At 69.9% G+C, this 12,307-nt stretch carries 11 protein-coding genes; 4 read left to right on the top strand and 7 right to left on the bottom strand.

Translation table 11 applies throughout. From position 1 onward, the window contains the following. Positions 1 to 115 precede the first annotated feature (115 nt). Complete coding sequence (locus IG78_RS0117495) at positions 116 to 763, top strand: mycothiol-dependent nitroreductase Rv2466c family protein (RefSeq protein ID WP_030564115.1); 648 nt, start codon at positions 116 to 118, stop codon at positions 761 to 763. A 24-nt stretch (positions 764 to 787) separates the two neighbouring features. Here the strand turns inward: IG78_RS0117495 and IG78_RS0117490 are convergent, their stop codons facing one another. The 4 genes from IG78_RS0117490 to IG78_RS0117475 all read right to left on the bottom strand — a co-directional run bounded on the left by IG78_RS0117490 (position 788) and on the right by IG78_RS0117475 (position 5,295). Next, entirely contained in the window at positions 788 to 997 is a 210-nt protein-coding gene (locus tag IG78_RS0117490; RefSeq protein WP_030564113.1) for a hypothetical protein, read from the bottom strand. A 148-nt stretch (positions 998 to 1,145) separates the two neighbouring features. Then, positions 1,146 to 1,796, bottom strand: coding sequence for a superoxide dismutase (locus tag IG78_RS0117485; RefSeq protein ID WP_030362517.1), 651 nt, complete (start codon positions 1,794 to 1,796; stop codon positions 1,146 to 1,148). 412 nt (positions 1,797 to 2,208) lie between these two features. Continuing rightward, positions 2,209 to 3,615, bottom strand: a complete 1,407-nt coding sequence (locus IG78_RS0117480; RefSeq protein WP_037685685.1) for an amino acid permease — start codon at positions 3,613 to 3,615, stop codon at positions 2,209 to 2,211. A 198-nt stretch (positions 3,616 to 3,813) separates the two neighbouring features. Next, the gene (locus tag IG78_RS0117475) at positions 3,814 to 5,295 is read right to left on the bottom strand and encodes an amino acid permease (protein ID WP_030564108.1); all 1,482 of its coding nucleotides are present in this window, start codon (positions 5,293 to 5,295) and stop codon (positions 3,814 to 3,816) included. A gap of 286 nt (positions 5,296 to 5,581) precedes the next feature. On the opposite strand from IG78_RS0117475, the gene IG78_RS0117470 reads away from it, so the two are divergent. Beyond that, entirely contained in the window at positions 5,582 to 6,172 is a 591-nt protein-coding gene (locus tag IG78_RS0117470) for a biotin transporter BioY (protein ID WP_030564106.1), read from the top strand. A gap of 39 nt (positions 6,173 to 6,211) precedes the next feature. Here the strand turns inward: IG78_RS0117470 and IG78_RS0117465 are convergent, their stop codons facing one another. Continuing rightward, positions 6,212 to 7,549, bottom strand: a complete 1,338-nt coding sequence (locus IG78_RS0117465; protein WP_037685684.1) for an FAD-binding oxidoreductase — start codon at positions 7,547 to 7,549, stop codon at positions 6,212 to 6,214. A gap of 162 nt (positions 7,550 to 7,711) precedes the next feature. Then, entirely contained in the window at positions 7,712 to 9,181 is a 1,470-nt protein-coding gene (locus tag IG78_RS0117460; protein WP_030564103.1) for an amino acid permease, read from the bottom strand. Between the two features lie 238 nt (positions 9,182 to 9,419). Here IG78_RS0117460 and IG78_RS0117455 point away from each other — a divergent pair, with 238 nt between their 5' ends. Both IG78_RS0117455 and IG78_RS0117450 read left to right on the top strand, forming a co-directional pair. Further along, complete coding sequence (locus IG78_RS0117455) at positions 9,420 to 9,908, top strand: ribose-5-phosphate isomerase (protein WP_030564101.1); 489 nt, start codon at positions 9,420 to 9,422, stop codon at positions 9,906 to 9,908. Positions 9,909 to 10,108: 200 nt separating this feature from the next. Beyond that, entirely contained in the window at positions 10,109 to 10,942 is an 834-nt protein-coding gene (locus tag IG78_RS0117450) for an Fpg/Nei family DNA glycosylase (RefSeq protein ID WP_030564099.1), read from the top strand. On the opposite strand, the gene IG78_RS0117445 is transcribed toward IG78_RS0117450, so the two are convergent. Further along, the gene (locus IG78_RS0117445) at positions 10,939 to 12,177 is read right to left on the bottom strand and encodes a GNAT family N-acetyltransferase (RefSeq protein ID WP_030564097.1); all 1,239 of its coding nucleotides are present in this window, start codon (positions 12,175 to 12,177) and stop codon (positions 10,939 to 10,941) included. The genes IG78_RS0117450 and IG78_RS0117445 overlap by 4 nt on opposite strands. Positions 12,178 to 12,307: the final 130 nt, after the last annotated feature.

Below are 12,307 nucleotides of genomic sequence, written 5' to 3'. Positions count from 1 at the left end.
AATTCTCAATGACTCAGATCCTCGCATGCGTCCCGAACGGCGGACATCCGGGAATGCCCCGGCCCACCCCCGACGTTTCTCGGCCAGTCCTCGAACACATTCCTTAGGGAGAGACATGGCTGAGAACACCACGAGCGGCAGGACCCCGGTCGATTTCTGGTTCGACCCGTCGTGCCCATGGGCCTGGATGACATCGCGCTGGGTCAGGGAAGTGGAGAAGCTCCGCGACATCGAGGTCCGCTGGCACCTGATGAGCCTCGCCGTCCTGAACGAGGACAAGCTGGACGAACTCCCCGACGAGTACCGCGAGTGGCTGGAGAAGCACGCCTGGGGTCCCGTCCGCGTCGTCATCGCGGCCCAGGAGGAGCACGGCGCCCAGGTGCTCGGCGACCTCTACACGGCCATCGGCACCCGCGTCCACAACCGGGGCGAGGGCCCCACGAAGGAGGCAGTGGCCGGTGCCCTGAAGGAGGTCGGGCTGCCCGCGTCGCTCCTTGACCACTGGGACGACACGCCCTACGAGGCCGCCCTGCGCGCCTCCCACAAGGAAGGCATCGAGAAGGTCGGCCAGGAGGTCGGCACCCCGGTCATCGCGGTGCCGGGACCCGACGGCGAGGAGGTCGCCTTCTTCGGCCCCGTGGTCACCCCGGCCCCCAAGGGCGAGGCCGCGGCCCGCCTGTGGGACGGCACCCTCCTCGTGGCCGCCACACCGGGCTTCTACGAGATCAAGCGCACGCGCACACAGGACCCGATCTTCGACTGAGTCTCAGCCGCGGTCCGGTGAGTCTCAGCCGCGGTCCGGGAGCCGCACGGCCTCGGGGAAGGGTTTCTTGTTGGAGCCGGTGCGCAGGTTGCGGCAGTTGGGCGCCAGACACACGAGGAACTCGTTCACGCTCACCCGGCCCAGGCGCTTCTTGAGCCAGCTCTGCTCGGGCCCGTCCAGTTTCCGGTGCGGCTCGTGGGCGTCGCACGTCCAGCAGTACTCGTCCTTCGTCATGCACGTACCTTCGGCCGGAACCCGGCATACCGAAAGGCCCCCGCGAGTCACGTCCTCGCGGGGGCCTTTCCTTCATCCGCCTGCCTGCGTGAAGGGTGAGAAGACGATCACGAGGCAGGACGTCGCACGCGGGCGTGGCCCGCGGATGTCAGGGAGCGAGCAGCAGGCTGTTCACGCGCTGCTTGGCGGCCTCGTAGCGCTTGGCCACGTCCTGCCAGTTCACGACCTCCCACATGGCCTCGATGAAGTCCACCTTCTGGTTCTTGTACTGCAGATAGAAGGCGTGCTCCCAGGCGTCGAACACCAGGATCGGGGTGGAGCCCTGGCCCACGTTGCCCTGGTGGTCGTAGATCTGCTCGACGATCAGGCGGTTGCTGAGCGGCTCGTAGGCGAGCACGCCCCAGCCGGAGCCCTGCGTCGTCGCCGAGGCCTTGGTGAGCTGGGCCTTGAACTTGGCGAAGGAACCGAAGGACTCGGTGATGGCGTCCGCCAGCTCACCGACACCGTCGGCGGCCGTCGGCTCGCCGCCGCCGCCGTCCTTCGGGCTGTTCATGTTGTGCCAGTAGATGGAGTGCAGGATGTGGCCGGAGAGGTGGAACGCGAGGTTCTTCTCCAGCCCGTTGATGGCGCCCCACGACTCCTTGTCGCGGGCCTCCGCCAACTGCTCCAGGGTGTCGTTCGCGCCCTTCACGTACGCGGCGTGGTGCTTGTCGTGGTGGAGCTCGATGATCTGCGGGTTGATCACCGGCTCGAGCGCCGCGTAGTCGTACGGAAGTTCAGGAAGCGTGTAAATGGCCATGATCTAGCCCTCCGACGTGCTCTGCGTGCTGTGCCGCGCCGTGTCGCGCGGCGCCGCCTCGCACCTCTTATTGCGACCTATGTGCAGATGCAGGCTAGCAGCAGGAGTACGGTGAAGTTGATCAGCCCTTGGTCCTAGGGCCTGTCGTCAAGCTCCCTCCGTCGCCCGGAGGGCGGCCCTGCGGCGTCAGGCGCGTGCTCTCGGCGTGCCGGGTGCAGGCCCTCGTACTGGACGTACTTGGGGCTGTGCCCGGTGCGGCGAGAGGGCGTGCATGGCGTCGCGGGGCAGGAGGGAGTTTGACGACTGGTCCTAGGGCGTGGGACGCACGGGAGCCGGGCGCCGACGGCCGAAGGCCCCGCTCCACAGGGGGGAGCGGGGCCTTCGGGGTGCCGTCGGACGGGGCCGGACGGCGCTAGGCGGGTGAGCCGGTGCCGCGGTTCTCCATGACCTTCTGGCGGGCGTAGCCGATCACCATGAGGAGCACGGTCAGACCGCCCGTGTAGAGCAGTTGGGTGCGTGTCTCGGACTCGCGGGCCATCAGGACGAACACCGTGGCCATGCCGGCCAGGGCCACATAAGTGAGCCAGGGGAAGAACCACATCTTCACGACGAGCTTCTCCGGCGCCTCGCGCTCCAGGACGGTGCGCAGCTTCAACTGTGCGGCCGCGATGAAGAACCACACGACGAGGATGATCGCGCCGATGGTGTTGAGCAGCCACTGGAAGATGTCGTCGGGGCGCCAGTAGCTGAGCAGCACACAGAGGAAGCCGAAGACGGACGAGGTCAGGACGGCTATGCGCGGCACGCCGCCGAAGAGGCGGCCGAGCGCCTTCGGGCCCTGGCCGCGCTGCACCAGGGAGTTGGCCATGCGCGAGGCGCCGTAGATGTTGGCGTTCATCGCGGACAGCAGGGCGATCAGGACGACCACGTTCATGATCTGGCCGGCGCCGTCGATACCGAGGTGGTCGAGCGTGGCGACGTACGGGCCCTTGGCCGCGACCTCCTCCTTCGTCCACGGCAGCAGGGTCACGACGACGGCCATGGAGCCCACGTAGAAGAGGGCGATCCGCCACATCGCCGTGCGCACGGCCTTGGCCACGCCCTGGACGGGGTGTTCGGACTCGGCCGCGGCGATGGTGACCGTCTCCAGGCCGCCGTACGCGAACACCGAGGCGAGCAGGCCGACGATCAGTCCGTCCACACCGTTGGGCATGAATCCGCCGTGCCCGGTCAGATTGGTCATGCCGGGCGCGTCCGTGTCGGGCAGCCAGCCCAGGATGGCGAGTACGCCGATGCCCAGGAAGAGGACGATCGCGCCCACCTTCAGGGCGGCGAACCAGAACTCGAACTCGCCGAAGTTCTTCACGGCGGCGAGGTTCGTGGCACAGAAGGCCAGCATGAACAGCGCCACCCAGGCCCACTCGGGAACGCCGGGCACCCAGCCATGCACGATCTTCGCGGCGCCGATGCCCTCAAGGCCGACGGCGACGCACATCAGGAACCAGAACGACCAGCCGGCGGTGAACCCCGCCCACGGGCCGAGCGCACGCTCGGCGTGCACGGAGAAGGACCCGGAGGCCGGGTTGGCGGCGGACATCTCGCCGAGCATGCGCATGACGAGCATGACCAGGGCGCCGGAGATCGTGTAGGCCAGGATGATCGAGGGTCCGGCCGCGGCGATGGCGGTCCCGGAGCCCACGAAGAGCCCGGCGCCGATCACGCCGCCGAGGGCGATCATCGACAGATGGCGCTGCTTGAGACCGTGTCCGAGCGGAGGGTCGGCCTGGGGTGGTGCGTCCTGCACGGACGTCCGAGACATGGGCGTGCCCTGTTCAGTAGCTGAGACGGGGTAGCTGAGCGGGGGGCGGCCCACAGGGTGGGCACGCGGACCGGCCCACTGTGTGAGCACGGGGGAGCGGCCCACAGTGTGAGCACTGGCACCGCTCACAGGGAACAGTAGACCGATATACGGACACGACGCTCACACAAGGTGAAGAAAGCTTCACTTCGCGAGCACTTACGCGTCAGAAGCGTGCGGCGAGCGTCCGTTGCGCCACTCCCGCACCCAGGCCACCGCGACCACCAGGGCCGAGGCACCGGCCGACCAGAGCAACTGCGGCCGCGCCCCGTCGTCCCGGAGCATGAGCACCACCACCACGGCCATCCCCGCGAGCGCCGCCCAGGTCAGCCAAGGGAAGAACCACATCCGCAGCGTCAGGGTCTCGGGCGCCGCACGCTCGATGCGCCGCCGCAGCCGCAGTTGGGACAGCGCGATCAGGGCCCAGACGAAGAGGAGTGCCGCGCCGACGGAGTTGAGCAGATAGAGGAAGACGGACTCGGGCCACTTCAGATTCAGCAGCACGGACACGAAACCGAACGCCACCGAGGCGAGCACCGCACGCCGCGGCACCCCGCCGTCCGACACCTTCAGGAGACCCTTCGGCGCCTCCCCGCGCTCGGCGAGGGAGAAGACCATCCGCGAGGAGCCGTACAGGTTGGCGTTCAGGGACGAAAGGAGCGCCACGAACACCACGATGTTCATGAGCGTCCCGGCCGACGGGACGCCGATGGAGTCCAGAACCGTGACATAAGGGCTGATACCGGCCTGCTGTGCCGTCCATGGAAGGACCGTCACGATGACGAGCATCGAGCCCACATAAAAGAAGAGGATGCGGTACACCGCGCTGCGCACCGCCCGTGCCACCGAGCGCACCGGATCGTCGGACTCCGCCGCCGCGATCGTCACGATCTCCAGACCGCCGAAGGCGAAGAGGACCACGACCACGCCGGAGACGACTCCGCCCCAGCCGTGCGGCAGGAAGCCGCCGTCGCCCGTGAGATGGGTGAGACCCACCGGGTCCGTGTCGGGCAGTACGCCGAGGATCGCGAGCAGGCCGAGCACGAGGAAGGCGACGATCGCGAAGATCTTCAGGGCGGCGAACCAGAACTCGAACTCGCCGAAGTTCTTCACCGCGGCGAGGTTGGCGCCGGTGAAGACCACCATGAAGACGAGCACCCACGCCCACTGCGGCACACCGGGCGCCCAGTCGTTCGCGATGCGCGCCGCACCCGTCGCCTCCACGGCGAGCACCACGACGAGCAGGAACCAGTAGAGCCACCCGACCGAGAAGCCCGCCCACCGTCCGAGGGCGCGCTCGGCGTGCACGGAGAAGGCGCCGGAGGCCGGCATCGCGGCGGACATCTCGCCGAGCATCCGCATCACGCACATCGCGAGCGCGCCCGCGATCAGATAGGAGAGGACGATCCCGGGCCCGGCCACGGCGACCCCCGCCCCCGACCCCACGAAGAGCCCGGCACCGATCACACCGCCGAGGCCCAGCATCGTCAGATGGCGCTGCTTGAGCCCGCCGCCGAGGGGTTCGGGACCCGCACCGAGAGGTTCGGGCCCCGCGCCCGACGGCTCGGGACCCTCGCCGAGGGGCCCGGCACTCGCGCCGGAGGGCACCGCCGACCGGGACGGCCTGGAGTCGTGCTTCACGTTCAGTCGGCTCTCGGTGCGCAGGAGTTTGGTGAGAATCTACAGTGTCACCGCTGAATACCCCGGCGGGCAACCTGGGCCCCTGCCTCGCTGACCTCAGTGACGAGCGTCACGCCCACCCAGGTGTGGCCCGAGCCCTTTGTGCGAAGCCCACCAACGTCGGGTCGCTCGCTTTGTCACCGGCACCTCCTGAAACGCCACCGGTCCCGGGGATAAGGTCACAGCGTCCCGCTCGCCCGCCGCCACGCCTTGCCCCCTGCCAGGCCCGAAGAATCACGGAGTCCCGATGAGCACAGCCGCCATATCCCGTCCGGGCCAGGTCCTGGCCGACCTCCTGCCCGCCTCCCGCGTGAAGGACGCCGCGCTCGTGCTCGGCGGTGCCGCGCTCACGGGTGTCGCCGCCCAGATCGCCGTCCCGGTCCCCGGCTCCCCGGTGCCCGTGACGGGCCAGACGTTCGCGGCCCTGCTCGTCGGCACCTCCCTCGGCGCCTACCGCGGCGCGGCCTCGCTCGCCGTGTACGCGATCGTCGGCATGGCGGGCATGCCCTGGTTCGCGCAGGGCAAGGCGGGTATGGGCGCGCCGAGCCTCGGTTATGTCTTCGGCATGATGCTCGCCGCCGTCGTGGTGGGCGCGCTCGCCCGCCGCGGCGCCGACCGGAACGTGGCGCGGATGGCGGGCACGATGGCGCTCGGCTCCGCGATCATCTACGCCGTCGGCGTGCCGTACCTGGCCGCGGCCACCGGCATGTCCCTGACGGAGGCGGTCGCGGCCGGGCTCACGCCGTTCCTCATCGGTGACGCGCTCAAGGCGGCGCTCGCGATGGGTGTGCTGCCGCTGGCGTGGAAGCTCATCGACGGCTCCGACGAGAAGCACTGACGTACGCACACACCGCACAGCGGGAGGCGTACCGGACAGCTAACTGACGCTGTAGTTCCGCCTGAAGAGGTTCGCCGGGTCGTACGAGGCCTTCAGCCCGGCGAGCCTCTCGCGCGTTGTGGCGTCGTACAGACCCTCCGTACGGTCGCCGCTCGCGAAGGTGAAGTTCAGGGACCGCCCGACGACGTGCTGCCGTACGCCGGTCAGCGTCCGCGCGTAGAACTCCCGCAGGGTCTCGCGGTCCGTGCCGTCCAGCGGGGACAGGATCCGCAGCAGCCAGCGCGCGTCCCGGTGCGGCACGGCGTTGTCGGCGGGGCGAGTGAGGGCGCCGCCCAGGTGGTTGAGCTGCACCACGTGCATCCGCTCCGCGGCGGGCCCGGTGCGGGCGAGGATCTGTTCGAGCCCCGCGGTGTCGAGGCCGTCCAGCATGCGGCTCTCCCCGTAGTACGCGTGCGGGAAGTCGGGGTCGCTGTGGATGGTGTGGCTGTCGGTGTACGGCATCTCGCGCAGGGAGTCGGAGGCGGCCGGGCCGAGCGCGCGCAGCGGGGCCACGAGCCGCTCGCCCTCCGCCGCGCTGCCGGTGTACGCGACGCGCACGGTCACCAGATAACGCCCGCGCAGGGACTCCGGGAGCATCGGCAGATCGGGGTAGACGAGCGCGGAGAGGGACGACGTCACCTCGTCGGGCAGGTTCCCGGTCCACTCCACGTACGCACGCAGGATCGCCGCCGGTTCGACCTCGCGCCCGTCGAAGGCGAGCGCGCCCCCGTAGAGCCGCGCCACGGGGACAAGGCCGAACGTCAGGCCCGTCACCACACCCAGGTTCGCGCCGCCGCCGAGGAGCCCCCAGAACAGCTCCGGGTCACTGTCGGCCGTCACGTGCCGCACGGCGCCATCCGCGGTGACCAGCACCACGGAGCGCACCTGGTCGGCCGCGTACCCGAACTCGCGCGCCAGAACGCCGAGCCCGCCGCCCAAGGTGTACGAGACGGCGCCCACGGAAGGAGCCGAGCCGTTCAGTGGGGCGAGCCCGTGCTCCGCAGCGGCCGCGACGACCTGCCCCCAGCGCACGCCCGCCCCGACCCGCACGGTGCGCGCCACCGGGTCCACCGCGACCTCGTCCAGGCGGCGGGTGCTGATCAGTACGCCGCCCCGCGAGGCGTCCGGGAGTCCGTGCCCGGTGGCCTGCACGCCGATGGGCAGACCGGCCTCGGCGGCGTACGACACGGCCGCGACGACATCGTCGGTGCCGGCGGCCGCGAAGACCACGTCCGGGCGCTGGGTGAACCCGGTCTGGAAACCGGCGAGTTCGTCGTCGTACCCGGCGTCACCGGGCCGGAGGGCGAGTGTCTTGGCGGTGCGGGCGCTGCTGTCCACGGGGTCTCCCTTGCGCGATCTTGCTGTCGGATCACACCTTGGCGCAATAACTTGACACCTCGCGTCAGGTTTTCCGATACGAGAACCGGCACAAGAAAGCGGGGCACCCCTCGGTAAGGGGCGCCCCGCGACAGGCGGTCAGGGTCAGGACGGTCGGAGCGGTCAGGCCCGGGGAAGCTTCTCCGCGGCACGGGGCCGGATCTTCTCGCGCACCAGGGCGAACCCGAGCACGAGGGCCGCCACAAGGAGCGAGAGCAGCATCTGCTTGCGCCCGGCGTCGTCGTACAGCATGTAGACGATCACGAACGAGATCATGCCGATGGTGACCCAGGTCAGATACGGGAAGAGCCACATCTTCACGACCAGCTTCTCCGGCTCCTCGCGCAGGATGATGCCGCGCATCCTGAGCTGCGTGAAACAGATGACGAGCCAGACGAACAGCGCGACGGCGCCGGAGGAGTTCAGCAGGAAGTCGAAGACGGTGTCCGGCCACTGGTAGTTGAACCACACGGCGACGAAGCCGAACACCACCGAGCCGAGGATGGCCGTGCGCGGCACGCCGCTCGCGTTGGTGCGGGCGAAGGCCTTCGGCGCGTCCCCGCGCTGCCCGAGCGAGAAGGCCATCCGGGACGCGGTGTACAGACCGGAGTTGAGGCAGGAGAGCACCGCGGTGAGCACGATCACGTTCATCACCTGACCGGCGTGCGGAATGCCGATCGAGTTCAGCGCGGCGACGTACGAGCCGTCCTTGGCGATGGACTTGTCGTTCCAGGGCAGCAGCGTCACGACCACGAAGATCGAGCCCAGGTAGAAGACGCCGATGCGCCAGATGACGCTGTTCGTGGCCTTGGTGACGGCACGCTGCGGGTCCTCCGACTCACCGGCGGCGAGCGTGACGATCTCCGAGCCCATGAAGGAGAAGACGACCATGAGCACACCCGTGAGGATCGCGCCCGCGCCCTCCGGCATGAAGCCGCCCGCGTCCGTGAGGTGGGCGAAGCCCTTGCCCGGGTTGTCCGAGCCCGGCAGCACACCGAACACGGCGAGCATCCCGATGAGCACGAATCCGCCGATGGCGACGACCTTGATCCCGGCGAACCAGAACTCGAACTCGCCGTAGGAGCCGACCGAGACGAGGTTCGTCGCGGTGAGCACCACCATCACGATGAGCGCCCAGCCCCACTGCGGTATCGCGGGCACCCAGCCCTCCAGGATCACGGCTCCCGCGGTGGCCTCCACCGCGAGCACCACGACCCAGAAGAACCAGTACAACCAGCCGATGGAGAAGCCCGCCCAGCGGCCGAGCGCCTGGTCGGCGTAGGCCGAGAAGGACCCGGAGGTCGGTCGGGCCGCGGCCATCTCGCCGAGCATCCGCATCACCAGGACGACCATCGTGCCGACGAGGGCGTACGACACGAGGATCGCGGGGCCCGCGGCCTTGATGCCGGACGAGGAGCCGACGAAGAGACCCGCTCCGATCACACCGCCGATGGCGATCATCGACAGATGGCGATTCTTCAGGCCGGCCTGGAGGCCGTCGCCGTCACCGCCGCCGTTCCCGCTCCCCGGCTGGGATTTCACGGGCCCGTCGGGGGTGCTGTCTTCCTTCGCAAGGGACGGTTGCGAGGTCATAAGCAGATCCTTTGGTTCACGGGCAGAGCTTCCGCATTCAAGCTCAGGGCCGTACGGGACGAAAGACCCGTCTCCGGATCGTTGTATTCACCGGAATCCTGTGTGAACGATCGGTTACGGACGATCACCGGCCGCCCATGTGGCCTGTACCAATGGGCGGGTGCGGGCCCCGCGGAAGGCGGGCGGCGCCCCGGCCCCGTGGCGTCTGCCCGCCGCGGCACATGCCACACTCGGACGCATGCGCGTGTACCTCGGCTCGGATCATGCCGGCTACGAACTCAAGAACCACCTCGTCGAATGGCTCAAGGCGCACGGGCACGAGCCCGTCGACTGCGGGCCCCACATCTACGACGCCCAGGACGACTACCCGCCGTTCTGTCTGCGCGCCGCCGAGCGGACGGCCGCGGACCCCGAGTCCCTCGGCATCGTCATCGGTGGCTCCGGCAACGGGGAGCAGATCGCGGCGAACAAGGTCAAGGGGGTGCGGGCCGCTCTCGCGTGGAGTGAGCAGACCGCCGCGCTCGGGCGTGAGCACAATGGCGCCAACGTGATCTCCATCGGTGGCCGCATGCACACCCAGGACGAGGCCACCAAGTTCGTCGAGATCTTCCTCGGTACGCCGTACTCGGGCGAGCCCCGCCACACCCGACGCATCGAGATGCTCACGGCCTACGAGACCACCGGCGAACTCCCCGCCGTCCCGGCCCACCACCCTCAGCAGGGCTGAGGTCCAACCCTGGGGCTCCGCCCCAGACCCCGCTCCTCAAACGCCGGAGGGGCTGAAACTTTCGCCGGTGCGGCAGATATTCAGCCCGTCCGGCGTTTGGGGACCGGGGGTCCAGGGGGCGGAGCCCCTTGGTCACGGGAAAGGGGCGGGACTGGGGCGCCCCCGCGAGGACCCACCCCCACCCCCCACAGGAGAGACCCGTGCCGGAAGGTCACACCATTCACCGTCTCGCGGCCGAGCACCGGGAGCGGTTCGAGGGGCGGGCGGTGGGGGCGAGCAGCCCGCAGGGCAAGTTCTCCGACAGCGCGGCCCTGGTGACAGGGCAGGTGATGACCACGGCGGAGGCCCACGGCAAGCACCTCTTCCTGGGCTTCGCGGAAACCGGCTGGATCCACATCCACCTGGGCCTCTTCGGCAAAGTGACCCTGGGCACGGCGCCCCCGCCCCCACCCACGGACACGGTCCGCCTCCGCCTGGCGAACGACACCGCGTACATGGACCTGCGCGGCCCGACGACCTGCGCCCTGATCACCGCCGAGGAGAAGCAGGCGATACACGCCCGCCTAGGCCCGGACCCCCTGCGCCCACGAAGCGCGGAGGGCAACGACCCCGACGCGGCCTGGCGCCGCATCTCCCGCAGCCGCACCACCGTCGCCGCACTCCTCCTCGACCAGAAGATCGTCGCGGGCGTCGGCAACGTCTACCGCGCGGAGGTCCTGTTCCGGCACGGCATCGACCCGTACACCCCCGGCAAGGACCTCACGTACGCCCAGTGGACCGCGATCTGGGCGGATCTGGTGGAACTGATGCACGAGGGAGTGCGGCTGAACCGCATCGACACGGTCAGGCCCGAGCACACCCCGGAGGCGATGGGGCGCCCGCCGCGCGTGGACGACCACGGCGGCGAGGTGTACGTGTACCGCAGAGCCCGGCAGGCCTGCCACATCTGTGGCGGCGAGATCCGCACCGCCGACCTCGCCGCCCGCAACCTGTTCTGGTGCCCCACCTGCCAGCCACCGGCGGGCCGATCCTAGAAGCCGTGCGGCAGCCACGGCGCCGACGCCGAGCCGAACGCCAGTGACGTCTCCGCCACCGCGCCCTGGCGCAGCTCCCGCACCCGTCCCGCCCCGGCGAGCTGGGTGAGGGGCACCCCGCCCAGATAGACCGAGCCCAACTCCCGTACGGAGAGGGCGAGGTCGGCCGCCGTGCCGTCGGCGTCCACGCGCTTGCAGGACGCCCCCTTGGCGTCACCCGCGAGACGCCAGCGCCCCTCGTTCCAGGGGCAGAAGGCGTCCTCCACGTCGAGGACCACGTCCACCGGCGCCTGGTACGTACGCGCTTCCAGGGCGGCGCCGACGTCCACCAGGCGTACGTACAGCGAGTCCCGGAAGCGGAGGTCGCAGCGGCGCACGTCGGAGACGAGCTGCACCACCGGGTCGTCCACCGGCCGGTTCGGCGCGAGGACCGTCGACGTCAGGTCGATGTCGAACAGGAAGCGCCACAGCGCGGCGTACGCCGTCGGGTCGAGGGCCTCGACGTCCTGCACCCGGACCGTGCCCTTGGCGCCCCGGACGTCCCACTCGGGCTTGACCGCGAACAACGCGTACCCGACGGCCTCGCCGTCGCGCTCGGCGAGCACGCACTGCTGCGGTGACGCGCCGTCGCGCTGGCCCGGCGGGTCCAGGGTGATCAGGCGCTCCCAGTCGGGGCGCCGCGCCAGCATGCCGGGACGGCCCGCGACCCGCTGCGCGTACACCGCCTCGCGGGCGGGACCGGCCTCGACGGGCACCGCGTAACGCAGCCGCACGTCGTCCGTGCCCGGCGGCACCGCCAGGTCCACCCGGCTCGTGTCGATCTCCAGGTGGAGGGCGTACGACGCCGTGCCGTACCCGAACCGGCCGTAGATCATGGGCTCCGACGCCGTCAGGATCGCCACCGCCTCGCCCCGCTCACGCACGTCGTCCAGTTGCCGCCGCATCATCGCCGTGAGCAGGCCGCGGCGCCGGTGCGTCGCCGCCACGCCCACCATCGTGACGGCGGCCGTGTCCACCACGGCGCCGCCCGGCACGGCCAGACGGAAGCTGAACGAGCCCGCCGTACCCACGCAGAGGTCACCGTCCCAGGCCCCGATCGAGCGCTCGCACTCCGTGAGATCCCGCCACAGCTCACGCTCCTCCTGCGCCTCGGCGACACCACCGAAGGCCCGCTCCAGCGTCGCGTACCACTGCTCCCAGTCGCTCTGGCCCAACTCCCGCAATTCTGCTGTCATATGCCATGCCTACCAGGGCTCCCAGGGCGCGGCGAAGGGTTTTCCGCGTACCGGAATGTGCGTGTGGACGCTGGGTGCGGAGATACAGGAGAGGTGCCCCTGAAGGGGGACAAGAGGTACCTCCCGTGCG

Source organism: Streptomyces aureocirculatus, from assembly GCF_000720475.1.
GTDB classification, from domain to species: domain Bacteria; phylum Actinomycetota; class Actinomycetes; order Streptomycetales; family Streptomycetaceae; genus Streptomyces; species Streptomyces aureocirculatus.
The sequence above is the reverse complement of the archived record's forward strand: the minus strand, read 5'-3'. Positions and strand labels throughout refer to the sequence as shown.

Excerpts from the sequence above, each read along its gene's own strand:
- IG78_RS0117495 (WP_030564115.1), top strand. The coding sequence starts at position 116 with ATGGCTGAGAACACCACGAGCGGCAGGACCCCGGTCGATTTCTGGTTC.
- IG78_RS0117490 (WP_030564113.1), bottom strand. The coding sequence starts at position 997 with ATGACGAAGGACGAGTACTGCTGGACGTGCGACGCCCACGAGCCGCAC.
- IG78_RS0117485 (WP_030362517.1), bottom strand. The coding sequence starts at position 1,796 with ATGGCCATTTACACGCTTCCTGAACTTCCGTACGACTACGCGGCGCTC.
- IG78_RS0117480 (WP_037685685.1), bottom strand. The coding sequence starts at position 3,615 with ATGTCTCGGACGTCCGTGCAGGACGCACCACCCCAGGCCGACCCTCCG.
- IG78_RS0117470 (WP_030564106.1), top strand. The coding sequence starts at position 5,582 with ATGAGCACAGCCGCCATATCCCGTCCGGGCCAGGTCCTGGCCGACCTC.
- IG78_RS0117460 (WP_030564103.1), bottom strand. The coding sequence starts at position 9,181 with ATGACCTCGCAACCGTCCCTTGCGAAGGAAGACAGCACCCCCGACGGG.
- IG78_RS0117455 (WP_030564101.1), top strand. The coding sequence starts at position 9,420 with ATGCGCGTGTACCTCGGCTCGGATCATGCCGGCTACGAACTCAAGAAC.
- IG78_RS0117445 (WP_030564097.1), bottom strand. The coding sequence starts at position 12,177 with ATGACAGCAGAATTGCGGGAGTTGGGCCAGAGCGACTGGGAGCAGTGG.